The sequence below is a fragment of the Streptomyces sp. A01 genome, from assembly GCF_059026195.1.
Map to the genome: position 1 here is coordinate 13,861 of NZ_JBWLKN010000019.1, position 23,470 is coordinate 37,330.

18 protein-coding genes and 2 pseudogenes are annotated in these 23,470 nt (G+C 67.4%); 10 read left to right on the forward strand and 10 right to left on the reverse strand.

Going from position 1 to position 23,470, the window contains the following annotated elements:
- The first annotated feature begins 215 nt into the window (after positions 1 to 215).
- Entirely contained in the window at positions 216 to 1,253 is a 1,038-nt protein-coding gene (locus AC5P1B_RS24155) for a Gfo/Idh/MocA family protein (protein ID WP_493889606.1), read from the forward strand.
- A gap of 12 nt (positions 1,254 to 1,265) precedes the next feature.
- Positions 1,266 to 1,754 (forward strand): adenylyltransferase/cytidyltransferase family protein, encoded by a 489-nt coding sequence (locus AC5P1B_RS24160; protein ID WP_493889607.1) that lies wholly within the window; start codon positions 1,266 to 1,268, stop codon positions 1,752 to 1,754.
- A gap of 46 nt (positions 1,755 to 1,800) precedes the next feature.
- Here the strand turns inward: AC5P1B_RS24160 and AC5P1B_RS24165 are convergent, their stop codons facing one another.
- From AC5P1B_RS24165 to AC5P1B_RS24175, 3 genes are all read right to left on the reverse strand, one after another.
- Positions 1,801 to 3,264: a nucleotidyltransferase family protein gene (locus tag AC5P1B_RS24165; protein ID WP_493889608.1), complete on the reverse strand. Its 1,464-nt coding sequence runs from the start codon at positions 3,262 to 3,264 to the stop codon at positions 1,801 to 1,803.
- A gap of 153 nt (positions 3,265 to 3,417) precedes the next feature.
- On the reverse strand, positions 3,418 to 4,242 hold the full coding sequence (locus AC5P1B_RS24170; protein ID WP_493889610.1) for an inositol monophosphatase family protein: 825 nt from the start codon (positions 4,240 to 4,242) through the stop codon (positions 3,418 to 3,420).
- 21 nt (positions 4,243 to 4,263) lie between these two features.
- On the reverse strand, positions 4,264 to 5,508 hold the full coding sequence (locus tag AC5P1B_RS24175; RefSeq protein WP_493889612.1) for an aspartate aminotransferase family protein: 1,245 nt from the start codon (positions 5,506 to 5,508) through the stop codon (positions 4,264 to 4,266).
- 159 nt (positions 5,509 to 5,667) lie between these two features.
- Between AC5P1B_RS24175 and AC5P1B_RS24180 the strand changes: the two genes are divergently transcribed.
- From AC5P1B_RS24180 to AC5P1B_RS24190, 3 genes are all read left to right on the forward strand, one after another.
- Entirely contained in the window at positions 5,668 to 6,207 is a 540-nt protein-coding gene (locus tag AC5P1B_RS24180) for an NUDIX hydrolase (protein WP_493889613.1), read from the forward strand.
- Between the two features lie 888 nt (positions 6,208 to 7,095).
- Positions 7,096 to 8,814 (forward strand): hypothetical protein, encoded by a 1,719-nt coding sequence (locus AC5P1B_RS24185; protein WP_493889615.1) that lies wholly within the window; start codon positions 7,096 to 7,098, stop codon positions 8,812 to 8,814.
- A 16-nt stretch (positions 8,815 to 8,830) separates the two neighbouring features.
- Complete coding sequence (locus AC5P1B_RS24190) at positions 8,831 to 9,811, forward strand: hypothetical protein (RefSeq protein ID WP_493889617.1); 981 nt, start codon at positions 8,831 to 8,833, stop codon at positions 9,809 to 9,811.
- A gap of 59 nt (positions 9,812 to 9,870) precedes the next feature.
- Here AC5P1B_RS24190 and AC5P1B_RS24195 read toward each other — a convergent pair whose 3' ends face one another.
- From AC5P1B_RS24195 to AC5P1B_RS24220, 6 genes and pseudogenes are all read right to left on the reverse strand, one after another.
- Positions 9,871 to 11,523, reverse strand: coding sequence for an IS1182 family transposase (locus tag AC5P1B_RS24195; RefSeq protein WP_493889618.1), 1,653 nt, complete (start codon positions 11,521 to 11,523; stop codon positions 9,871 to 9,873).
- Positions 11,524 to 11,646: 123 nt separating this feature from the next.
- Positions 11,647 to 12,729 (reverse strand): glycosyltransferase, encoded by a 1,083-nt coding sequence (locus AC5P1B_RS24200; RefSeq protein WP_493889620.1) that lies wholly within the window; start codon positions 12,727 to 12,729, stop codon positions 11,647 to 11,649.
- A complete protein-coding gene (locus AC5P1B_RS24205) occupies positions 12,726 to 14,684 on the reverse strand; it encodes a carbamoyltransferase family protein (RefSeq protein WP_493889622.1) in 1,959 nt (652 codons plus the stop codon). The genes AC5P1B_RS24200 and AC5P1B_RS24205 overlap by 4 nt, the downstream gene beginning before the upstream one ends.
- A 94-nt stretch (positions 14,685 to 14,778) precedes the next feature.
- Positions 14,779 to 15,804: an NAD-dependent epimerase/dehydratase family protein gene (locus AC5P1B_RS24210; protein WP_493889624.1), complete on the reverse strand. Its 1,026-nt coding sequence runs from the start codon at positions 15,802 to 15,804 to the stop codon at positions 14,779 to 14,781.
- Positions 15,805 to 15,869: 65 nt separating this feature from the next.
- Positions 15,870 to 17,066 carry a nucleotide sugar dehydrogenase gene (locus AC5P1B_RS24215; protein ID WP_493889625.1) on the reverse strand — a complete coding sequence of 399 codons (1,197 nt, stop codon included), beginning with the start codon at positions 17,064 to 17,066 and terminating at the stop codon, positions 15,870 to 15,872.
- A 291-nt stretch (positions 17,067 to 17,357) separates the two neighbouring features.
- A pseudogene (locus tag AC5P1B_RS24220) lies at positions 17,358 to 17,695 on the reverse strand (hypothetical protein); the annotation flags it as partial.
- A 257-nt stretch (positions 17,696 to 17,952) separates the two neighbouring features.
- Here AC5P1B_RS24220 and AC5P1B_RS24225 point away from each other — a divergent pair.
- Together AC5P1B_RS24225 and AC5P1B_RS24230 are read left to right on the forward strand one after the other, a co-directional pair.
- Positions 17,953 to 19,351, forward strand: a pseudogene (locus tag AC5P1B_RS24225) (LacI family DNA-binding transcriptional regulator); the annotation flags it as partial.
- A 33-nt stretch (positions 19,352 to 19,384) separates the two neighbouring features.
- Positions 19,385 to 20,454, forward strand: a protein-coding gene (locus tag AC5P1B_RS24230; RefSeq protein WP_493889627.1) for an IS630 family transposase whose coding sequence is annotated in 2 segments (ribosomal slippage) — positions 19,385 to 19,856 and positions 19,856 to 20,454 — 1,071 coding nt in all. Because the reading frame shifts where the segments join, the coding sequence is not laid out codon by codon here.
- 28 nt (positions 20,455 to 20,482) lie between these two features.
- On the opposite strand, the gene AC5P1B_RS24235 is transcribed toward AC5P1B_RS24230, so the two are convergent.
- Positions 20,483 to 21,022 carry a mycothiol transferase gene (locus tag AC5P1B_RS24235; RefSeq protein ID WP_493889629.1) on the reverse strand — a complete coding sequence of 180 codons (540 nt, stop codon included), beginning with the start codon at positions 21,020 to 21,022 and terminating at the stop codon, positions 20,483 to 20,485.
- Positions 21,023 to 21,429: 407 nt separating this feature from the next.
- Here AC5P1B_RS24235 and AC5P1B_RS24240 point away from each other — a divergent pair, with 407 nt between their 5' ends.
- From AC5P1B_RS24240 to dapD, 3 genes are all read left to right on the forward strand, one after another.
- The gene (locus AC5P1B_RS24240; protein ID WP_493889631.1) at positions 21,430 to 21,750 is read left to right on the forward strand and encodes a DMT family transporter; all 321 of its coding nucleotides are present in this window, start codon (positions 21,430 to 21,432) and stop codon (positions 21,748 to 21,750) included.
- Positions 21,750 to 22,289 (forward strand): TetR/AcrR family transcriptional regulator, encoded by a 540-nt coding sequence (locus tag AC5P1B_RS24245; protein WP_493889633.1) that lies wholly within the window; start codon positions 21,750 to 21,752, stop codon positions 22,287 to 22,289. The genes AC5P1B_RS24240 and AC5P1B_RS24245 overlap by 1 nt, the downstream gene beginning before the upstream one ends.
- A gap of 82 nt (positions 22,290 to 22,371) precedes the next feature.
- Positions 22,372 to 23,364, forward strand: coding sequence for a 2,3,4,5-tetrahydropyridine-2,6-dicarboxylate N-succinyltransferase (gene dapD / locus AC5P1B_RS24250; RefSeq protein WP_493889635.1), 993 nt, complete (start codon positions 22,372 to 22,374; stop codon positions 23,362 to 23,364).
- Positions 23,365 to 23,470: the final 106 nt, after the last annotated feature.

Here is a 23,470-nt window from a genome sequence, read left to right on the forward strand (position 1 = left end):
CGGTCGCCGAGATCTCGCAACGGCGAACACGCCGCACGGCTTCGCCAAACTCGCCCATCCCATACCTGGTCGCCCCTATCGTATTTACGTCATTATGTGCGGCGTTACAGGTGTCCCTCGCGGCCGATGAAAGAAGCCGGACGCGCAAAGGAATTGCCGCCCGACCCGCTGATAGGATCATGGTGCTCGTTGTGTTACACGGGGAGAGGTGCTGTATGCGTGGAGTAATTATAGGGTTCGGAACCATTGCGATGGGTCACGCGAACGGGTACCGGCAACTCGACGAGATGTCGGTTGACGCGGTAGTGGATCCCTCGCCCGAGCGAAGGGCTTGCGCCGAGGGGCAGTTCGGACTGAGGGCATATCGGAGTTTCGAGGACATGCTGGTCGCGGAGTCCCCGGAATTCATCGATATATGCACCCCGCCGGAAACGCACGCCGCCTACATGAGGGCGGGCTTGGAAAACGGGCTGCATGTGCTGTGTGAAAAGCCTGTCTTCATCCCCGGGGAAGAGGGCTACGAAGTCCTGTTGAAGGAGATACGCGATGCGGATACGATCGTGTATCCATGCCACAACTACAAGTTCGCACCCATCCTCGGGCTGATGGAGAAGATTATCCGGTCTCCTGACTTCGGCACCGTTCTCGGCGCGCGGTTTCGCACATTGCGGAGCGGCCATGCCGTCGGGGTGCCGGAGTGGAACCCGCATTGGCGCCGGGACGCGCGCATATCGGCTGGCGGCATCCTGCGTGACCATGGACCGCACAGCATCTACCTGGCGACGCACCTGACCGGCCGCACCCCGCAAGCCGTTTCCTGCATCACCGGCAATCTGCGCAAGGACGCGTACCAGAGCACCGAGGACACCGCGATGCTCACTGTCCGCTGCGATGACGGCGGCGAAATCGTGCTGGATGTGTCCTGGGCGGCGAGCTACCGCAACAGTTACTACTCCGTCACCGGGTCGTCCGGCAGTGTCGTGGTCGAGAACGACGACGTGCAGTACACGGTCGACGGAGAGGTCATCCGTACCACCCTTGAGTCGGAGTTTGACGACCCGTCACACAAGAGTTGGTTCCGCCGGATGTTCCTCGACTTCCTGGACATGGTGGAGAACCCGCACCGCCAGGACTCGCTGATCCGTGAGGCGCTGATGACCTCTTACGTCATTGATGCCGCATATAGGTCCGCGGAACTGGACGGCCAGTGGGTTGACATCGACCTGGCGGACTCGCCAGACATGAACCGATAGGGAAACGCAGACATGGAACCCACTCTTCCCAGCCGCGTCGTCTCCTTCGACGCGGCGTGCGCGCTGCGCAGCGATTCGGCGGGGAGGCGCGTCGTACTCGCGACGGGTTGCTTCGATATCATGCATGTCGGGCACGCCTATTTCCTTGAGCAGGCTGCCACCCAGGGTGACGTACTCATGGTCGGGGTCAACAGCGACCGTTCGGTGCGGGCTATGAAGGGGCACACCCGGCCGATCATCGGCGAGCTGGAGCGGGCCGCGCTTGTCGGCGCCCTCCGCTGCGTGGACTACGTCTTCGTGTACGACGACACCGTGGCCGATGAGTTCATCAAGACCATGCGGCCGGATGTTTTCGTGATCGGCGAGGAGAGCGTGGGTGCCTATCCGTCCGAGACGGACGCCGCGCGAGACTCAGGGGGCGAGGTTTACGTCGTGGACCGTCTGCCCCAGCACTCCACCACCTCCGTGGTCGAGCGGGTGCAGGAGCAGGCGGCTTCCTGAGCCGCGGGGAGGGGGCGAGGCCGTGGTGGTCCCGCCCCCCCCAAATTCAGGCGGAGAACCTTAGTTCCAGGGGGAGTAGGATGCTCGCGGTGAGTGTGTCACCGCTCTGCTCCCCGACCCCGATCAGTACGGGGAGCCGGTCAGCCAGCTGTCCGTCGCGCGCCACCGCGCTCGAGGCGTACTCCATGGAGACCAGCAGGTGGTCCCCCTGACGCGTCACCACTACCCGCTCTGGTGCTGTGCCGGCCGTCGATTGCTTGCAGGTGCCCGGCTGGTGCGCCCACTCGGTGGCGGCGTCGCCGAAGTCCACGCGAACGCGCTGGGTGATCCCATCGCCAGCGACCGGCAGCGCGAGCCGGAGTTGGAGCCGGTCCCCGGAGCGCCGCCACTCCATGGTGTGCATCGGCTCGGTGGTACCTGTCCGGATTGAGCGTTTCAGGTGACCGTCGGCCCCGCCGCCGGACGTGGTGAGTGGCCCGCTCTGACCTGCCGGGCAGGGGATGATGTTGCCGTCGAGCGCCGTCACGAGGGCTGCCATGTCCAGCCACCAGCGTCGGAGCAACACGTCTGGGTCGACGGGTAGCTGCGCCCAGGTGTTCCACCAGAGGCAGCGCGGGAAGCGCCGCACCGCATCCGCCTCGGAAGGCGCTGCGACCGGCAGCGGGTTCTCGCCGAGCAACAGGCTGGAAGCCCACGCGGCCCACGTCACGGCGTCTTGGGCGCCGAACTGCTCGACCAGCGCCAGGAACCGTGCGTCGTCGAAGTCCGGGTGTGCCCGCAGGTCGCGCAGGTCGGCGAGCTCCCCCAGGCGCACGTAGGGCTTCTCCCGGTGCGATATCGACCACATGTTGGTGAAGTTCATGAAGCCGTGAGCAGTGAGGACGATGGCGAGCACGCACGGGTCGGGCACGAACACCGACGCGGTGCCGTGGCCTGCCCGTGCGCCGGTGCGCAGGTCTTCGTGAGTGATCCGGCGCATCGACAGTTGGCCGGGCTGCTGTAGCCAGGCACCGGGGTGGTGTCGAGGAGTCAGGTCGGCATTGCGGAGATTGGGACCGTAGCCATGGACCGGGAAGAACGCGTGTACGTCCACTTCCGTGAGCTCACGGGCGAACTCGCCTATCTCATGCATGAAGGGGTCACGGGTGCGCCGGTAGCCGAGCTCGTTCAGCACCCCCAGGAGGGGGTGTTCCCCGGCGGTGACGAGGTCGATGTCACCGCAGCGCACCGTATGCGGCTGGGCGGTCGTCAGATAAGTGGAGATGCCCTTGATGAGGATCGCGTCATCGGGGCGCGGAAGCTGTGCGGTGATCTCGGTAGCCGACCGCACATGTTCCGTCATGCGGCGCATGTCCTCGCGGTGCAGGTCTTCGACCGCGTCGCGCAGGCCGCTCCCGAGCCACCGTGGTTGTTCATGCTCCAGGCGCTGGAGCAGTCGTCCGGCCAGTGCGTGGCGGTCGATCAGGTCCAAGAGTGTGTCGTCATCCGCGCCCGCGCTGTCCGGTGTCACCTGCCGGGCACCCGCCGCCCAGCGCAGTACGGCGGCTGGGTTGCTGGTCGGACTGGGACACGGCCCGTGGGGTGCGGCGTTCCCGTCATGGGGCGAAGAATGCACAGTGCTTACCTTTGCTGACCGTGGGTCGGAAGGGTCTTCCATTGGTTGTCACACAGTGTCCGGTTCGAAGGTCCCCGCCAGGTCGGTGACCAGCCCGGGGTGCAGGAATCCGTTTGAGGAGATGAAGGAGCCAGGCACCAGCCGCTCGCGCCCGTCCACGTCGCTCCACCGCCCGCCGGCCTCCTCGACGAGTAGCGCGGGTGCGGCGATGTCCCACAGCTCGATGCCGTACGACAGGGCGGCGTCCGCCACGCCCTCCGCGACCAGCACGTGGCCCCAGAAGTTGCCCCAGCCCCAGGCGCACCGAAACTCCTGGGCGGCGGCCAGCACTCTGGTGAGCGCGTGCGGTGAGGGTGCCTCGTGCAGTCCGCCGTAGGTGAACGTAGCGCGGTCGCGGGAGGACAGGTCGGAGACGGCGAGCCGCCTTCCGCCGTCGGTGAAGGCCCCCTGGCCCCGGACCGCCCACCACCGGCGGCCGAGGGCCGGGGCGCTGATGACTGCCACGGTGATCTGCTGGGCGACTTCCTTGGCGATCAGGGTTGCCCACACCGGGTTTCCGCGCGAGAAGTTCTCCGTGCCATCGATCGGGTCGATGATCCAGCGGTCGCCGTGGGTCTCGGCTTCGGCGCCACCCGTCTCCTCGCCGAGCATGGTTTCGTCGGGTGCGGCCGCTGCCAGCGCCTGGCGTATCGCAGTCTCGCAGGCGATGTCGGCCTCGGTCACGCGTGACCCGTCAGGCTTGTACCACTGCTCGACCCCGTTGAGCGCGAAGTAGCGCATTGAAACCTCGTCGGCGGCGTCGGCCAGGAGATGGGCGATCCGCAGCGACGCGGCCGCGTCCCGGGTCGTGTGCGGGGCAGCGTTCTGAGTCATGTGGTCGGCTCCGCCGCTCATCTACTGGTCCAGCAGTGGGAGGAGTTCCTTGAACGCCGCACGGCAGGCGTCGAGCGTCAAGTCCACGTCGTCGGTGGTGTGTGCGGCGGATACGAACCATTGGTGAGCCGGGTGGAACAGCACACCGCGCTGGGTCGTCTCGATAAAGAAGGTCCGGGTGAGCTGCTCGCGTGCGGTCCGGTCGGGGGCGGTGAAGCGCATGAAAGGGGAAGGGGGGTAGCCGATTACCTCGGCAGGCATATCCAGTTCTGCGATCAGAGCGCGCAGTCCGTCCTGAAAGTACGTGCCGATTGACCATAGTCGCTCGATAGCATCGGTCTCGCGCAGGATGCCGATCGTGGTGAGCGCTGCGGTCATCTCCACCGGGCTGGCGTAGAAGGTCGACGAGATGCGAGTCTCTGCCAGGCCACTGAGTACGTCCCGTCGGCCGACGATGGCCGAGATCGGAAAGCCGTTGGCCAGAGCCTTGCTGAAGGCCACCATGTCGGCCTGCACGCCGAAGTACTGCTGCGCGCCGCCGATGCTCATCCGGAAGCCGGACCGCATCTCGTCCAGGATGAAGAGAGCGCCGTGCCGGTGGGTGATGTCGCGGAGCGCCTGGAGATGCCCGTCAGATATGGTCTCGTATTCGAAGGGCATGGTGATGACGCAGGCGATCTCACCGGGGTGTTGCTCGAATACCGCCTCAAGTGACCGCGGGTTGTCGAAGTCGAAGGTAAGGGTGTTGTCGCGGGTAGCGGCGGGAATGCCGGCGGGCTTGCCGCAAGCCCAGTCATGCCATCCGTTGTACCCCCAGCGGACCACCTTCTCGCGCCCGGTGAAGATGCGGGCCAGCCGGACCGCTGCGGAGTTGGCATCCGATCCAGTCTTGAGCATGTATGCGAGTTCACCGCCCGGGATGATGGAGGTGAGCAGTTCAGTCAGCTCGACCTGACGGGGACTCCACAGCGGAGCGATGGAATTACCCATCGCGATCTCGCGGGTTACGGCCTCGGTCACTCGCGCATCTGCGTGGCCCAGTACGACGGGGCCGTAACCTAGCAGGAAGTCAGTGTACCGGCGGCCGTCCGTATCCCATACATAGGCGCCCTTGGCCCGGCTCATGTACCGCGGGTAGACCGTGCGGCCGAGGCTGTCGTTGGCCATGATGTCCCCCCGCGTCACCGCTCGGGCGTCGCTGGCCAGGCCCCTCGTGGTCCAGCTGTCGCAGATCTCGAACCCCTGCGTAGCGGTTTTACTGAGCATCTCTCGGGCTCCTTCGGATCAAGTCATGGCGCACAGCGGCGTCGTGCCATCGTGATCGAGGATACGCGGTGCGGTCAAACGTGACCTCTTCCTCAACTGCCCTCGACCGAAGGCCGGTGAGATGTTGTCAGCTTCGCTGCTGGTTGCGATACTTGCGTGATGTCAGAAGCGCTTATCGCCTCGCGGACGGCACCGTGGATTCCGGTGCCCCATACTTTGGACTTGGTTGCTGCGAATCACTTGCCGCCCAGCGAGCTCACCACTGCGGCGTTTGTCTTCGCCTTCGATGCGAACAGTGACCTTCTGCTTACGCATGTGAATTTGCCGGGTCGCGGTTGGGACATACCGGGAGGACATATTGACCCCGGCGAGGATCCGGCGGTGTCGGCGGTGCGGGAGCTTGCCGAGGAAACCGGATTCGTCGCGGACCCTGGGGAGCTCACGCTGTTCGGCTGGCAGCGGTACGTTCTGCATGATAGGCCGCCTGTGGAGTATAAGTACCCGTATCCGATTTCATACTCAGTGTGGTACTACGCCCGCACGGCGTTGGTGGCCCCGCCGGTCAGTGCCGATCCAGAGCTGGAATGCGGTCCGGCCGAATGGTGCTCGAAGCCGATGGTGGCCGAACGGTGTGCTGAGTGCAGTTGGCTGCCGTTCCACCCGTTTCTGTTGGGCCGGGTGTTGGTGAACCACGCCTGACCACCGGCGGCGTCAGCGCTAGAAAGATGTGCAGCCATGACTCGGGGCCCATGGCGGCCATCAGCCGATGGTGTTCGACCCGGGCGGCGGCACAGTGCAGCGTGCCGTCGATGCAGCCGGAGCCATGTTCGGCCATGCGGTGATGGGGTCGTGCTCACGCGCGTGTGGACGCAGGGGTCGGGGCCAGCAGGCGAGGTGCAGGAGAAACGCCGATAAGGAGCGTACGGTCGGCAGGATCCAGCGGCCGCAGCCCCGGGTGGGCTTCCTGGTGCGGTCAAGCTGGATGGTCACGGTTGCCGTCCGTCATGGACGGTGCGTCGAGACAGCAGTCCACGACCTGGGCGGTAAAGGCGAAGGGCGAATTGCCGATCGGCGGGGAGAGCTCGTGCGGTGGGCGGCGTGAGAAACCCGACTTGGAAGACGCGTGCGTTGCCGTGTGCGGTGACCCGGGTTTCCAGTCTCCGCGCGAAATTGCGCGTCCAACTCGTGTACGCCGAACTGGCGGCACCCGCTCGGCGCCGAGTCAGTGGTTGCCTCCCCTCCGCTGCCCCCAGCACCAGTACGTGATGATGCGGTTCAGTCGCGTCCGAGAACTGATCGGCGGCGGTTCCGACGCGCAAGAACTGCGGTGACAGTGTGCGGGGTTGGAGTACCGCGCGGTCCGGGTCGCATTGTTCAACCAGGCATTGGAGCCGCGTCGTGTGCTTCGCGGCATTCTCTCTACCGTCTAGCCGGCGCGGGCTTCGCGCGATCGGGAATCTCCCGTAATTCGAGAAGTGCTGTTCAGCACTCGGGGGTGTGGAAGAACTCGGGAAGAGGTTCTCACGATATCATCACGATACTGACGGGTTGCTTTGGTAATGAATTCCGGAAAGTCAGGTAGGTACTGTGACAAGACCTGAGACCGTCGCGCCGTCCATCGTCGCGCCGCCCTTTGAGTCGTTGCTGGGTGGAGGTGTGGGATCTCCCCTGGAATGGGATGAAACGGGAAGGATTGCCCGGGATATCTCTCAGGTGATTCGGGCGGAACTGTCGCGGGCCGGCTCCGCGGACGCCGCAGCGGTCAGCGAGTTGCTTATCCGGAATGTCGACTACCGGATCGTCGCCGACTACCTGTACGCCCTGCGTGCCGGCGGCGGCGCCACTACTGAGTTGTGCGAGGCGGTTGCCAGGACTCCGGAATCAGAGGCACGCGGGGTGCTGCGGTACCGGCTTGCGCTGAGCCGGGCCAACTGCGGCCGTGTGCCTGGTGAACTGGCGACACCCGCGCCTGCCTTGCACTACGTGAGCGCCATCGAGGATTTGCTGGATGTACCGGACGGGTCGGGCACCCTGGGCGACGGCATATCCGTGCTGCTCCGCGACCAGTCGGCCGGCCAGGCCGTCGCCGCGCTGGTCCGCGACGTGGGCCATGACCTGAGCAACTTCTTCGAGGCGCAGTACGAGGTTTCGGGTCCCAACGCCCGGGTACGCCAGGGCATCGTGAAGTCCTGCTTCCTGCCCAACGGTCTACGAGTGGCCAGTAAGAGGGAGAACCCGCAGAAGTGCGACAGGTTTCGTCGCGAGCAGCTGGCTTACCAGGAGATCTCCGCGCGCCTCGGCACCGGCGCCGGCCAGCTCGTGCACCTTGGCCGCCGGGCTGACGGGCGGCCGTTCTCCACGGCGCCCGCACCGGGCCTCGCGGTGCTGCGGGACGGGCGCTCCGGGCGGGTCTACTCGCTATCCGCATGGATGCCCGGACAGACGCTGGAGAGCATCTTGCTCGGCAGCATCTCTCATGAGGCGCGGGCCGCTTACCTGGCGGACTACCGATGCCTGCTGGATGCCCTGTACGACCGGGGCATCCTATGGGGAGACATGAGTCCGCGCAACATCATCGTGGAGCACCGTCCGGGCCAGGATGTCTACTGGCTGACGGACTTCGAGAAGACCCTCTTCCAGCCAGGACCGGTGAGCACGGCCGCACGGCGTGTCCACAGCCGAGGCCAACTGGCCGTCGAGGAGTTGGGCGTGCTGTGCACACGGGATGAGATGCGTGCCTGCTTGCACGGGTATTGGGATCCCACCACCTGGGATCTCGACTCTGAGCAGCCGCTGCCTTACCCGGCGCGACCGGAGATCGCCGGGGTGTTGAGGGGGCGCGGTGTCACCGCACCGAGCGTGGCCGACTACAACCGCACCGACCGGCAGTTCCTCACGGTGCGGTGCCCGGACACTGACCCGGCCACCGGACGGCGCCGCTACCCGGGACAGCTCAACTTCCGTGTCGAGCACTACTTCAGCTGCGCCGCGGATCCCCGTGCCGACGACTACGACCGCCTGACCACCGAAATCCTCATCGCCGCCCGCGAGCTGGACTGCTTTGAACCGGTGTTCGGGGTACTTACCCGGGCCGTGGCCGCGCTGGAACGGGAGTTCGTCGTGGGGGAGTTTGTAGGCCGCCTGTCGGATCGGCCAGGGGCCGCCATCCCGCCTCCGCAGGCGAGGTTGAGCATGTTGTCCCACCTGATCGACGAACTGGCCCGTGCGTGCGGCAGCGCCGAGGACCTGCTACGGGCCTGCCGCCAGGCTGGTGTCCGTAACGAGGAGAATTCTGACCATGGCTGAGAGTGGGCAGTCAGACGTGCTGGTGGAGTTCCAGTCGAGAACCGACGTTGTGGTCCAGCTCGGGCCCATCCGCGTTCGCTTGGTCAGCGACCAGGCCAACTTCCCGGCGCTGGCCTATTTCAGCGCCGCGGCGCAGACCGCGTACAGCGGGCAGCCGGTGGAGGCCGAGCTGTGGTGCGTGAGCCCTCAGGTACGGACTGGCTCTGGTCGGGCGGCGGAATACGATCGGACCACCCGCGCTGGGCAGTTCGCGAGCGGCTACTACGTCACCGACCACTTCGGGCCGCCGGTGCGCCTGGTGACCCGTGGCCGACGGATCTATGTCTTCGGCGAGCGCTTTGAGACTGTCGTGTGGTCGTACTTCGTGAAGTACCTGTTGCTGCTCGACTCGGTCGTCGCGAAGACCCTCTTCCTCAAGGCCGGTGCCGTGTCGGTGGGCGGGGCGGGCAGTCTGCTGTTCGGGCGAGGCGGGGCTGGCAAGACGGTGCTGCTGAGCCAGCTGTGCGCGCGCGGCGCCGGGTTCGTCACCAACTCACACGCGGTTGTGCGCAAGGGGCAAGTGACCGGGGTGGCGAGTTCGATGCGCATGCGGCCCGGACCCTGGGTGGACGAGTTGGGCGTCGCGACGACACCGGCAATCAAGCCTGATGAGGTTGTGGTCGACCCGGTCGCCGCGTTCGGCGGGCAGGTGGGGCCCGTGGCGGTGCGCAGCCTATGCGTGGTGGACTACCGGGGGCCGGACCGGCACGTCGTCGAGGAGATCGATCCGGCCCGCATGTACGACTACCTGGAGCAGTTCGGCCTGGGCCTGAACGTCTACCGGCTGGAGGAGGATCTGTTGGATCACCTCGGCGGGGACTACCGGCTGTTCTGCGACGCATACCAGGAGATGAAGGACGGGCTGCGCGAACTGGTGAACGCGAGTCGCTGTTACTACCTCAGCTTCGACGTGCGGCGCACGGCCAACCAGGACGCGCTGCTGAGGCTGCTGGGCTGACTGAGGAGGCGGCCCGCCCCGCGGCGGGACGCTGTTGGTTAATTCCGCCCCGCTGGATGTCATCCAGTGGGGCGGAGTGCTGCGAAGGGGCTGATCCGGGTCGGGGCTCGGCGTTGGCCGGTGAGGTGGGCATCGATGCGGGCGAGGTTGATGGCAGCGCCGGTGAGCTGGTGCTGGAGACCGGTCTTGACAAGGCCCCGGTAGCGGGATCTGCGTAGGCCGCAGCGCGCGATGGCTTGGGAGATGGTGCCCTCGACGCCGGCGCGGACCTGGTAGCGGTTCTTCCACTGGTCGGTCTGCTGCTCGCCCCTGGCGGCGCGCAGGACGTGGTGTTCGTCGTGGTGGCGCAGGCGAAGTTCGCGTCGGTCGCGAGCGGGTGAACTGATGCACTGGGTCCGCACGGGGCATGGGCGGCAGTCCTTCACCGAGAACATCACCCGGATGACGGGGAGCCCCTGCTGGGAAAGCCGGTTGCTCCAGGTGCGGCTGGTCTGTCCACCGGGACAGGTGACCTGCTTGGCGTCCCAGTCGATGGTGAATGCCTCCTGGTCATAGCCGCCCTCGGCGCTGGTCTGAGCGCTGGTGTTGGCCTGGACCGGGCCGTGCAGCGCGACACCGTAGTCGTGCTGGGCGGCCACGAGCTGTGCTGCCGTGGGGTATCCGGCATCGACCCAGTGCTCGGCGGGAAGACAGTCCCGGCGGGAGAGGTCGGCGTGGATGGCGCCGGCCATCGTGCTGTCGGCGACGGTGGCCATGGTGGTGACGACGTTCGTGATCAGATTCGGGCTGTCGGGCTCGCAGGTCTCGGTGAGGTGGACCTTGTAGCCGTCCCAGAGGATGTCGCGTTTCCCGCTGGCCCTGGCCTCGATGTCATAGGGGGTGACCAGGCGCAACGCGCCTGGCGGGCGGTCTTTTGGGGCACGCCGCCGTACCTCGCCTTCGACCAGGTGGAAGTGCTGGACCCAGACCTGGCGCAGGACCTCGACCTCCGGTAGGACAGCCAGCCCAGGCGGAGCATCACCGGAGAAGACAGCTTCCAGCAGACGCGTCCCGTCGACGCTGACGCGATGGCCCACGGCATCCCTCGCGGCCCGGGCCTTGGGGAACCGGGAGTCCTCCGCCCGGGTGGCGTAGTGCTTGAACCACTCCGGATCGCTGACCCCAACCAGCCAGTCAGGAGCAGCCTCGGCGATGGCGTTCAGCGCCGACCTCAGTGTCTCGGTGACCAGCTCCAGCCAGTTCAGAGCCCGCGCTGAGGACTCCACATGGGTGGAGTCGGTGCGAGCATGGCCGGCAGTCTTCAGCAGCCCTTTCTCACGGCAACCGACAAGGATGCCGTCCAGCACCCGTCGCCCGGCATCCGCCCCGATCAGACGGTCCCTGAACTCCGAGAGCACCGAGAAGTCGAAACCCGGATCACCCAGGTCCAGGCCCAAGGCGTACTTGTAGTCGATCCTGGCCCGTACCGCTTCCGCGGTCTGCCGGTCGGTCAGGCCCTCGACGAACTGCAACACCAGCACCAGCGCGAGGCGGCCCGGTGACCAGGCGGTCCTGCCCCGCGCCGGGAACAGGTCCACGAACTCATCATCGGCGAACAGCAACCCCAGCTCGTCCCTCACCCGGATCGCCAGACTGCCCTTCCGGAACGCGGCCCGAGCCACCCGTACCGCCTCCGCCGGGATCTCCCCAGATCCCTTCGGCTGCATCGACACCCGCACCCACCCCACACGACAACGTCGGCCTTCGAGACCACAACCAGGTCTCGAAGGCCGACGTCACGCCGCAGCCAGGCCCGATTAACCAACAGCGTCCGCGGTGGGACGGGCCGCCTCGGATCAGGCGGCCGCCAGCACCTCGGCCATCTGCTCCAGATGCCCCTCGTAGGTGTGCTCGCGCAGCACATAGTCCCGCAGGTCGAGCGCCGCGTCCTGGAAGTCGTCCACATGGGCCATGACGCGGCCGATGGCCTCCCGCAGCGCGGAGACGTCGTCGGCGGGGATGGTCAGGCACGCCGGGGAGGCGGGCACCTGCGACGCAATTGGCTCAGAGACGACGACCACCTTGCCGAAGGTGAGCGCCTGCACGAGGGCCGCCGACACACCGCCGTGAGCGGCGAACCGGCGCAGGTAAGGGAAGGCCACCACGGCGGCGCCTTCGATGAGCTCGTGCATGCGGTCGCGGGCGATCCATCCGGGCTCCCAGCTGACCCGGGCATGCGGGTATTCGCGGGCGATCAGCTCCGCCCCGTTTGTTAGATTCCCCGCGATCCGCAGCGGCGGGCCGGGGTTGACCGCTTCGAGCAGGCAGCGGATCCCCTTGTATGCCAGCGCCTCGCCGATGAGCAGGACGTACGGCTCATGGCCGGCGCCCCGGCGCGGCGCCGCGAACCGCTCCTTAACCTCAGCCATGGTCGCGGAGGGCCAGCCGATCCGGGCCACATTGCGTCGCGGTAGCCACTGCATTGCCTGCTGCTCGCTGGCGACGGTGTGGACGACGAAGAGGTCGGGACCGGCCAGCTCCTTTAGCGTGCCTAGCACGTCTCCTTCCTTGGTGGCGTTGGCGCCCCCCAGTTCCCCTGTCAGCTCGGCGGGTCGGTGCAGGGAGTGGACGACGCGTAGCGGCCCGCGCGGGATCGGGAAGGAGTCCCAGTTCTCGTCGAGGAAGAGGTTGACCAACACCTCTTGGCCGCGGGCCACCGCGTCCGCATACGCGGCCTCCAGGTTGCGTCGGGTCACCAGCGGTGAGTCGTTCAGTGCTCCGACGGTGGCCACGTGCGCCACCTGGCCGCGATCCGCGCGGCCTTCGAGGAAGGACTCTGGGCAGTAGACCGGTGCGTGGGCCGCGGCGCCAAGGCCCATGATCAGGTCTGGATGATGCCCGCGCTCGTGCGGGTAGTCGTCAAAGAAGGCGAACCTCACTCCTGCTCCGCCTCCGCTGTGCCGCGAGCCAGGCAAACCAGGCCGCGTCGACGCAGGTCATCAATGACCTCGGCCACCTCGGCGGCCGGTCGGCCGCCGGTCAGGGTGGCAATCCGGGCGATGGAGCTCTCTGCGTCGATCAGATGCAGCAGCGCGAACTCGTCGGAGGAGACCGTGGTGCGGTGACCGGTGCGAGTGCGGCAGAAGTAGGTGGGTAGGAGCGCGCCTCCGTCCACTACCTCGGTGGTGGAGCCGAGGGAGATGCCCTCCACCAGGTGCGGTACCAGGGTGGCGGGTTCCTCCGCGCCTTCGGCGGTGAGCTTGGTGATGCGCACCCCATCCACGTACAGCACGTCGAGGTTGCAGCTGAGGAAGCAGCGGATGGCGTCCTGCGGGGTCTCCACGATGGGTTCGCCCCGGATGTTGAAGGAGGTGTTGAGGATGAGCGGGATGCCGGTGACCTCGTGGAAACGCTCGATCAGCTGCCGGTAGGTGCCCTGGTGATCTGGGTCCACGGTCTGAATGCGGCAGGTGTCGTCCACGTGGCAGACGCTCTTGATGACTTCAACCTGCTCGGGCAGCAGGGGGGCGACGGTCATCATGAACGGGTCGTCGTCTACGACGTCGAAGAACTCCTTGACGTGCTCGGTCAGCACCGACGCTGCGTACGGCCGGAACGGCTCACGGAACTTGACTTTGGCGTTGAGCCGGTCGCGCATGTCGCGGGGTCGTGGGTCACAGATGATGCTGCGGTGCCCCAAGGCGCGGGGGCCGAACTCGCTGGCGCCCTCGAACCAGCCGACGAACTTTCCGTCGGTCATGTCGGCCACTGCGGACTCCACGACGTCGGGCACGGTCTCGGCCCGAACGAACCGGGAGCGGGCCGCCACCGCGTCCGCAACCTCCAGTTCGCTGTACGTCTTGCCGTGGTAGTTGTCGTAGGCCCGCCAGCGTGGCCGTTCCCCGGTGAGCCGGTGGTAGCCATAGAGGGCGGCGCCGATCGCGATGCCGGAGTCACCCGAAGCGGGCGTGACGAAGAGCCGAGAGAATGGCGTGTGCCGCAGGATCAGGCCGTTGGCCACGCTGTTCAAGCCGACGCCGCCGCTCAGGCAGAGTTCGTCGGCACCTGTAGCTTCGTGGATCACCTTGCACAGGTGGATGACCGCCGGTTCCAGCTCCGCTTGCACCTTGGCCGCCAGATCGCGGCAGACTGGATCGAGGTGGGCCGGCTCGGAGGAACGGGGCGGCAGCTTGGTGACCCACTTCGTGTCGATAACCAGGTCGTCGCCGTCGTATTCGATGAAGGGGTCGGGGAAGGAGGAGGCGTCACCGTAGGGCGCCAGGCCCATCGTCTTACCGGCGTGCTGGAAGTGTCCGAAGATGTACTCTGAAGCTACCGAGAACATGTGGCCGAGGCTGGGGAAGCGCATGAAGGGATCGCTGGCATCCCACAGCCCCCAGCGCTTTCGCACTAGTTGGAGCGAACCGTCCTCGGCTACCGAGTACATCGACTCGGCTTCCTCCATCTCGGAGTATGCAGGGGCAGGGCCGATGAGCGGGCTGCCGCGCCGCTCGTACTCGCCGTAGTTGTAGCCGCTGCCGTCGAGGATGAGCACCGCAGGGCGGTTGAAGTCCGAGGCGATCCAGGCGTAGTAAGCGTGCAGCAGGTGATGCGAGGGGTTGACGATTAGCTCGCCACGGTATCCAGAGCGACGTATCTCGGGTTCGTAGTCGTTCTGTGTGTAGCGGTTGATGACGACAGAATCGACTTCACCGAGGTCCTTGAGTCCGGCGACCCGAAGGCAGTATTCGACCGCCTTGAAGGGGTACCCCTCGTGGTACTTGACGCGTGACAGCCGTTCCTCCGGAACCGCCACGACGAGTTCGCCGTCAATGACGACACAGGCGGCCGCGTCATGTGCCGCGTTGATTCCAAGAACTACTTTTTTGACCATTGTGTCACCTCGACATGTTGGCAGAGGGCGGAATGCCGTGCAGCCGTTTTGATTGGGCCCATGAGCCGCGTACTCGCGGCGGCTGTACTGGCGCCTACAGGCGCCCTTCTGAGACCGCGTCGCTGATCCACGGGATGACCTCGTCCAGCATGGCGTCAAGGCTGGTCGTGGCCTGGAAGCCGAGCACCTCACGTGCCTTGGTGACGTCCGGGACGCGTTTTTGCACGTCGTGCGCGAACGGCTCATCGGAGACGAAGCGGAATGGCGTCGCGGCGGGCTGGACCTTGCGCCAGATCAGTTCCGCCAGCTGCAATACGGTGGTGGACTCGGCGGTTGAGAGGTTGAAGTCCTCGTTCAGCGCGGCGTCGTGCTCCATGGCCAACACGATGCCTTGGGCGAGGTCGCCTCCGTAGGTGTAGTGCCGCACCTGGTCCCCGTCGCCCAGGATGTGCAGCGGATCCTGGCCCTTGAGGATCTTCTGCACCAGGTCGGGGACGACGTGCGACATGGCGAGCTTGACGTTCCCCGACAGCACCTCAGCCTGCCCGAGGGCGCGGCCCTCGCCCACGCCGACGCAGTTGAACGGCCGCACGATGGTGTATGGAAGCCCGTACTGGTCCCAGGCGGCGCGGGCAAAGTACTCCACGGCGAGCTTCTGGAAGCCGTAGGAGGACAGCGGTGGCGCCACCTTCCGCTCGTCCCCCTCCTTGGATGGCCACCGATCGGTGGATTCGAAGACCATGGACGACGACAGGTAGGTCACCTTGCGCAATGTGCCCGACTCGTGAGCCTTGATGGCGGCGTCACATGTTGCAGCGATAATCCGCTCGTTGGTGGCGAGCAGGTCGTAGGGGTAGGCGTGGAAGTATGAAATGCCGCCGATCAGGGCGGCCCCAGCGATCAGATGATCGCAGTCCGCCAGCAGCCGCGTCAGCAGCTCAGCATCCCGGGCGTCGCCACATACGAAGCGGTATGCGGGGTGACCGTCGTAGGTGCGCGCTATGGGGCCGTACTTGGAGTAGTCATCCAGGCCCACCACCTCGTGGCCGTTGGCCAGCAAGCGCTCCACCACGTAGCCGCCGATGAAGCCAGCCGCTCCGGTGACCAGCACCTTCGCCATGTCCTGTCCTTTCGGTACCCGCGGCCGGGGTTCGGCCGCGGTAGTGCGCTGAGAGGCGGGCCCGGTCAGAGCAGCACGCCGTTGCCAGTGATGCCCCACACGTCCGCGACGGGCTGGCGGGCAGCGAGGTCGCGGTAGGCCGGATGCGGTGCACCAATGACGAGTAGGTCGGCGCGGTTCATGACCTCCTCAGTCGGAAGAAACCGCTCGTCGTCGATGTAAGGGTCGGCGCAGAGCGTCTCGCGGGCCCTAACCGAGAGGTTCTTGCGTAGCCTGAAGGCGAGGCTGTCGCGGGGATCGTCGCTGCCTCCCTTGAAGGCCATGCCCAGGATGCCCACCGACATGGTGGCCAGCGGATAGCGGCGCTCCAGGCGCGTGACCAGGTACTCCGGCAGCCCTTCGTTGATCTGCATGGCGAGGTGCCCGAGGACGAAGGAGCTGCTGTACGCGGCCAGTTGCATTGTGTCCTTGCGCAGGCAGGGCCCAGCGGCGAACCCCGGCCCGGGCAGGTCAGCGGCACGCGGATACTCGTAGGTGATGGCCTGGCGGATGCGGGCGAAGTCTAGCGTGGCCTCGTTCGAGATTCTCCAGAACTCATTGGCTGTCGCAAATTTGATATAACGCCAGGTATTAGTGAATAGCTTCGCCAGCTCGGCCTCCTCGGGGCTGAGCGGGACGATGTGGTCGGTCAGTGTCCGGAACAGCTTCTCGGCGCGAGCGGCGGTCTGTGGGTCGCGGGCTGCGACGATCTGTGGCAGCGAGAACAGCTCTGTCATGGCGTGGCCTTCGGCGATGCGCTCCGGGCAGAAGGCCACACTCGACGCCAGCCCGTATGGTTCCAGCGCCTGCTCGGTGATCCGAGTGGTGCCCGGGTGGACCGTGCTGCGCAGCACTATTAGCTGCCCCGGCGTAAAGTACGGTCGACAGTTCTCCAGCGCCCGCCAAATGGCCGAGTGGTCAGGACTGAGGTAGGCGTCGATAGGCGTGCCGACCACGACGATCACGTGCTCCGCGCTGGCGACGGCGGCCGGGTCCAGCGTCGCCACCAGGCGCCCATCGCGCGCCGCCTCCTTCAGAGGCTGCTGCGCGCCCTCCTCGCGGAAGGGCAGCCGCCCCGCATTGACTTGCTCAACAGCGGTGGCGTTGACGTCATAGAGAGTCACCGACAGGCCGCGGTCCGCGAAGGCGATGCCCAAGGGCAGGCCGACCCGGCCGCAGCCGCCGACTATCACGACGTCCCGAGTGAACACGTCGTTCGACATGAATTCCTCTCCGCATCGTTTCTCTTGCCGCGCGGCGGATCGCCGGGGCGTGTCGGGATGACGGGATTTGAACGGCGTCCGCACGGCGGGTGGGCCGGCTCCCGCCTGGGCCGAATGTGGAGTGGCGGCATGGACTGCCTGCCGCACCGACTGAACGGCGCCCGCCTCTGCGGTCACTCCTGGGAACGCGAATTTAACAGCGCAGAAAGGAACATGACCGGACTCCCCCGTCGATCCGCCCCTGTGGACGAACGTGGCTCAGCTTACCTCGTGCAAGTTGCGGCTGCCTTGGTGGTGCGGGCAGAGCGGGTGGCGGCTGCCGCTGGCCGGTTGATCTTCCGGTGCTTGGTCCAGGTGGCGATGTGGGGGTACCGCTTGCCGTCCTTGCCTTCGTACCGGTAGATCAGCCCAGCGCCGACGAGTCGGTTGAGGTCGTCTTCGAGTTCCAGTGGACCGTGCTCGGGGCGCAGGGGCCACAGGGCCGGCGACGACGGCGGTCTGGTCGCGGAAGCAGCCGTGGTCGTCGGCTTGGGCGGGCAGCCTAAGAAGGTTCGCTCGGTGGTGATGGACACGGCGGCGAGCGACTCGGAGATGAAGGCCTCGGGCTTGATGGTGCGGATGCGTGCCAAGGGAAGGGCGGTCCTCACTCGGTGGCCGAAGGGCTGGGGGCCTGCGGCTCAACGTTGTCGTCGCGGATGGCGGGGGATTGGGCAGGGGGAAGCATCGGCCTTTAGCGCGGGGCGCGCTGAGCCGGTCGTGTTTTTCCGGGGTGTCGTCAACATGGCCACACCCGGACCGCACAAGTCCAGTCCGGTCTCTGACGGCAGACACGACGTTAGAAGATGTGGTCGGCCGGGCGGTTCCAAAACGGAACCAAGCGTGAGGCGAAGAGGCCGCAGACGAAGAGGAGGCCAAGGTCCGGCACGGCACCTGGCGTGATCCGGCCCTGGGGCAGGAGACGTTCGGCGAGTACGCGAACCGCTGGTACGCCGCCCAGGACCTGGCCGCGTCCACCATGCAGAAGTTCCGCCGCCACATCGAGGAGCACCTGCTCCCCGAGTTCGAAGCGCGCTCGCCGGCGTCCTCCGCACCGACGTCGACGCGTGGGAGAAGGAGAAGGCAGTGTACGCCGCGTCCAGCGTCAAGGCCTGGCGCTCGACGCTCCACCTGATCTTTGAGTACGCGAGCGACGAGGCTCTGATACCGTCCAAGCTGGCGGCGCGGCGCGGCGCCGCAGGCGCGGCAAGCGCGCCGGCCGCTCCCGAGACCGCGGCCCGGGGAAGGTCGTCACCGACGCGCTCGGCATCCTGCTGACCGCCGAGCGGGCCGCCCTGCTGTCCGGTCGCGACGACGAGTTCGTCGCCGTGGTCCTCAAGGGCTATACGGGTAAGCGCTGGGGCGAAATCATCGGTCTGGAGACGGAGTTCGTTCGACCTGGTGCGTTCCGCGTCGAGTGGCAGCTGTACGAGCTGGACACCGCCGAGCTGGTGCGCTGCCCGCCCAAGGACGACAGCTACCGGTCCGTCGACTCGATGGACTGGCTGTCGGCTCTTGTCTTCGACCACATCGCGCGCACGAAGCCGACGCCCTGCCCGTGGCACGGGAGGACGTACGTCTTCCGGGGCCAGGGGCAGTGCGTACCGGTGGGCACCAGGGCACGAAGCTCGTTGACGTCGCGCGGCTGGCCGAAGTCTCTACGGGGACGGTGTCCAACGTCCTCAACCGCCCCGACCGTGTCATCGAGCTCACGCGGGTGCGGGTCGAGCAGGCCATCGTCGACCTCGGGTTGTACGGGGCGGCGCGGTGTCGGGGCACGCGGCCCACTGGCGCAGGAACGGTTTTGGGACCTGGCTGTTCACCCCAGCGGTCTCCGGCTGGTACCTGAAGAAGGCCCGCAGGAAGCCCGGCCCGTACCGCTGCTCGGCGAGCCGTGGCCCGGCGTTCCGGCGCGAGGGCGCGGTGCCAGCGAGCGGGCCGACGCCTGCTGGCTCCCGATCGCCAAGGGCCTTACGCCCCACGGGCTTCGCCACACTCATCGGACGATGATGGAGGACCTGGGCACCGAGAGGGTGCTCATGGACGAGCGCATGGGGCACCTCGACGGTTCGGTCTCAGCGCGCTATGCCCACGTTACCCCGGGAATGCGGAAGCGCCTGCTGCTGGGGCTGACCGAGCAGTGGGAGACAGCGCTCGACGCCCGCTGCGCCATGGACGCAAGGTCCCCGGTCGCCGTGCTCGACAAGCTCCTGCGAGCTCGCGCTACTGAGGTTTTCGGGTTGGGGTGACGGTGGTCTCGGTGATGGGTGTAGTCCGGTGGCATGCGGTATCCCGATGGGGGCGGCCTGACCGCGAGGCATCGGGCCCAAAGGGAGCAAGTGCGGTTCGAGGCCGCCGAGTTATTCGCGCGAGGAGTGTCTCCACCACAGGCCGCCCGGCGGCTGCGGGTCTCGCGGAAGTCCGCGTATGCCTGGCACGCCAGCTGGCGGGACGGCGGCACGGAAGCACTGCGCTCCAAGGGCCCGTCCGGGCAGCCCTCCCGGATGCGGCCCGAGTGGCGGGCCTGGCTGGCGGCAGAGCTGGAGAAGGGCCCGGCCGCCCACGGCTGGATGGAGGACCAGCGGTGGACGCTGGCGAGGGTGGCCACCGTGATCGCGCGGCGCTTCCACGTCCGCTTCAGCATCGCCCAGACCTGGCGCATTCTGCGTCAGATGGGCTTCAGCGTGCAGGTCCCGGTGCGCCGGGCCGCCGAACGCGACGAGGAAGCGGTGGCCACGTGGATGAAGGAGACGTGGCCGCGGGTGGAAAGACAGTGAGGGACCAGGAAGCGTGGCTGTGCTTCGCGGACGAGGCGGGGCTGTTGCTCCGTCCGCCCAGGGCACGGACCTGGTCCCGACGCGGACGCCCACCACAGGTCACGGTCCGTGCCGCGGGATCGGGCCGCATCTCCCTGGCCGGCCTGGTCTGCCGCGGACCAGGCCGCCGCACCCGGCTGATCTTCCGCTTGCTGGTCCACCACCGGCGCAAAGGCGAGAAGAAGGGGTTCCGGGAGAAGGGCTTCGCCCGCCTGCTGGATGCGGCCCGCCAGCAGCTCGGCGGGAACATCGTTGTGGTGTGGGACAACTACACCCATCATGTCGACGCTCCCATGTGTGAGTTGGTCGAGAAGAGGGACTGGTTGACGGTGTTCCGCTTCCCGTCGTACTCACCGGACCTCAACCCGGCCGAGGGCGTGTGGGCACACCTGAAGAAGAGCCTGGGCAACCTGGCGCCGTGCGGACTCGATGATCTCGCCGAGCTGGCCCGCACCCGCCTCAAGCGGATGCAGTACCGACGCAGCCTGCTCGACGGATTCATCGCCGGAACGGGCCTGATCACAACACCGCCATGACGTCACCCCAACCCGAAAACCTCAGTAGCTAGACGTAGGCCGGTTCGCCGCCCAGGCGCTCAGTGGTGCTCGCGCCGTCCAGCGACTCGCGGATGATGTCGGCATGGCCGGAGTGCTGCGCCGTCTCCCGCAGCAGATAGAGCAGCGCCCGCCGGGCGGACCAGGTGACCGGCTCGGCGTCCGGCTCCCACGGCGTCGGGGGCAGCGGCACCGCCACGTCCAGGCCGGGCAGTGCGGCGATGGCCGCGTCGGTGGCGTGCGCCGCCGCCACGTAGGCGTCGACCAACCCGGCCAGTCTCTCGCCCTCGGTCATGCGGTACTGCTCCATGTCCCACATGCCCTCCGGGGTCCCGCCGCGCCGCTCGCTCACGATGTGCGTCCACGCCAGTTCCGCACGGGTCAGGTGCTTGATGATGCCGCCGAGGGTCAGCTCACTCGCCGCGGCGCGCTCCGCTGCCCGCTCCTCGTCCAGCCCCCGCACCGTGAGCAGCAGGGCGTCGCGCTGGTCGGCGAACATCCGCAGCAGGTCCTCGCGCTCGCCGGTCGGTGCCGACTCGGGGTTCGTCATGGTGGCGTCTCCTCTTCCGTGATGTGCGTGATGTGGCCGTGCTGATGTGTCAGTGCTGACGTGCCGTGCTGACGTGCCGCTGGTGGCGGGTCGCTGCTGATGGGCGACCGCTGACGCGTGGTCGCTGACCGTGTGACTCAGCCGCTACGCGCGACTGAGCTGCTTCGTGACTGCTGTGCGCGGGCTGCGCCAGGGCGATTCGCCCGCCAGGCTGCCCGGTGCCGTCCGGTGCGAGCGGTGCGTCGCCCGGCTCGTTCCACAGACAGTAGGGGCGATGTAGGCCAGTTTCTGTCCGCTTTGTGCGAGCTTCCCGGTCCGAGGGCTCGGCGGTGGGCTCGGGGCGTATAGCGGTTTCGCTGGCGCGGCGCTATGTACGGTCGTACGCTTCGTTGTGTACACTCGTACATATGATGTACGTGACGCTCTCGGCGGCGATCCTGGCCGAGGTGCTGGCCACCACCCTGATGAAGTACAGCGACGGCTTCAGCAAGCTCTGGCCGTCCCTGGGCACGGCGGTCGGGTATCTGATCGCCTTCGCGCTGCTCGCCCAGACACTCAAAAGCATGTCCGTCGGCACCGCGTACGCGATCTGGTCCGGTGCGGGCACGGCCGCGATCGCCGTGATCGGGATCGCCTTCCTCAACGAGGCGGCGTCTCCCGTGCGTATCGGCGGGGTGCTCCTCGTCATCGCCGGGGTCGTGATGCTCAATCTCGGGGGAGCGCACTGATGCCCCGCCGCTACGACCCCGACCGCAGGCAGCGCATCATCGACGCCGCGATCCGGGTGGTCGCCGAGCGCGGTATCGGCGCCCTCAGCCATCGGTCAGCGGCCGCCGAGGCCGATGTGCCGCTCGGCTCGACGACGTACCACTTCGCGACCCTCGACGAACTGCTCGTCGCGGCCCTGCGGCAGGTGTGCGCGGAACCGGGGTTGGCCATCTCGACCTGGCGGCAGGCGTTCGACCGGGGCGTTCCGCTCGCCGACGCCATCACCGATGTGCTCGCCGAGTACCTGGCCGGGGACCTGAGCCGGGTGCGGCTCGAATACGAGCTGTACCTCGCCGCGCTGCGCCGCGAGGCGCTGCGCCCGGTCGCCGCCGAATGGCTCGACGCCATGGTGGAGACGCTGAGCGCGCACACAGCGGACGAGGCGACCGCGTGGACGCTGCTCGCCCTGATCGACGGGCTGCTGCTGCAAGCGCTGCTCGCCGGGCGGCGCCTCGACCGCGCGGAGATCCGCGCCGCCCTCGCCCGGGTCATCGGCTGACCTGGTCGCATCTGGCCGGGCGGACCGCCCGTCCGCTGAGACCGGTTCGCCTCGGCGGGCCGCCTCCGGTTAGCGTCAGGGCATGACCGACGCAGCTACCACCCGCACCACCGGCGCCGTCGCCGCCGGGCTCGCCACCCTCACCGAGGACGGCACCGTTCTCGACACCTGGTTCCCGGCTCCCGAGCTGGTCGCCGACCCCGGTCCCGCCGGGACCGAGCGCATCACCGACGACGAGCGTGTCGCCGAGCTGCTGGGCGCGGGCGCGCCCGCCGCGCTCGGCACCGACTTGCGCCGAGGCGTGCAGATCGTGGCCGTGCGCACGGTCATCTCCGCACTCGACGACAAGCCGCTCGACGCGCACGACGCCTACCTGCGGCTGCACCTGCTCAGCCACCGCCTGGTGCGCCCGCACGGCCTCAGCCTCGACGGGCTCTTCGGCCTGCTGGCGAACGTGGCGTGGACCTCGCTCGGCCCCGTCGCCGTCGACCAGCTGGAGCGGGCTCGGCTCGCCGCCCGCGCCGAGGGGCTGCACCTCCAGGTCACCAGCGTGGACAAGTTCCCGCGGATGACCGACTACGTGGCCCCGTCCGGGGTCCGGATCGCCGACGCCGACCGGGTCAGGCTCGGCGCGCACCTGGCCTCCGGGACCACCGTCATGCACGAGGGCTTCGTCAACTTCAACGCGGGCACACTCGGCACCTCGATGGTCGAGGGCCGGATCAGCGCGGGCGTCGTGGTCGGTGACGGCTCCGACATCGGCGGTGGCGCCTCGATCATGGGCACGCTCTCCGGCGGCGGCAAGCAGATCATCTCCATCGGCGAGCGCTGCCTGCTCGGCGCCGAAGCCGGAATCGGCATCGCGCTCGGTGACGACTGCGTGGTCGAGGCGGGCCTGTACGTCACGGCGGGCACCCGGGTCACGCTGCCGGACGGCGACGTCGTGAAGGCGCTGGACCTGTCGGGCGCGCAGAACCTGCTCTTCCGCCGCAACTCCACCACCGGCCGGGTGGAGGCCCTTCAGCGCACCGGCTCCTGGGGCGGCCTCAACGAGGCGCTGCACAGCCACAACTGAGCACAGCCACAACTGAGCGAAGCGCCCGCGCGCGGGCGCCAGGGGTGCGGTGCCAGACGTGCGGCCCGGCGGGAACACTCCCGCCGGGCCGCCGTCGTACGCCCTC

Bases quoted from the DNA above. Each gene is read 5' to 3' on its own strand.
- AC5P1B_RS24155 (WP_493889606.1), top strand. From the start codon at position 216: ATGCGTGGAGTAATTATAGGGTTCGGAACCATTGCGATGGGTCACGCG.
- AC5P1B_RS24160 (WP_493889607.1), top strand. From the start codon at position 1,266: ATGGAACCCACTCTTCCCAGCCGCGTCGTCTCCTTCGACGCGGCGTGC.
- AC5P1B_RS24170 (WP_493889610.1), bottom strand. From the start codon at position 4,242: ATGACTCAGAACGCTGCCCCGCACACGACCCGGGACGCGGCCGCGTCG.
- AC5P1B_RS24175 (WP_493889612.1), bottom strand. From the start codon at position 5,508: ATGCTCAGTAAAACCGCTACGCAGGGGTTCGAGATCTGCGACAGCTGG.
- AC5P1B_RS24180 (WP_493889613.1), top strand. From the start codon at position 5,668: ATGTCAGAAGCGCTTATCGCCTCGCGGACGGCACCGTGGATTCCGGTG.
- AC5P1B_RS24205 (WP_493889622.1), bottom strand. From the start codon at position 14,684: ATGGTCAAAAAAGTAGTTCTTGGAATCAACGCGGCACATGACGCGGCC.
- AC5P1B_RS24210 (WP_493889624.1), bottom strand. From the start codon at position 15,804: ATGGCGAAGGTGCTGGTCACCGGAGCGGCTGGCTTCATCGGCGGCTAC.
- AC5P1B_RS24215 (WP_493889625.1), bottom strand. From the start codon at position 17,066: ATGTCGAACGACGTGTTCACTCGGGACGTCGTGATAGTCGGCGGCTGC.
- AC5P1B_RS24235 (WP_493889629.1), bottom strand. From the start codon at position 21,022: ATGACGAACCCCGAGTCGGCACCGACCGGCGAGCGCGAGGACCTGCTG.
- AC5P1B_RS24240 (WP_493889631.1), top strand. From the start codon at position 21,430: ATGATGTACGTGACGCTCTCGGCGGCGATCCTGGCCGAGGTGCTGGCC.
- AC5P1B_RS24245 (WP_493889633.1), top strand. From the start codon at position 21,750: ATGCCCCGCCGCTACGACCCCGACCGCAGGCAGCGCATCATCGACGCC.
- dapD (WP_493889635.1), top strand. From the start codon at position 22,372: ATGACCGACGCAGCTACCACCCGCACCACCGGCGCCGTCGCCGCCGGG.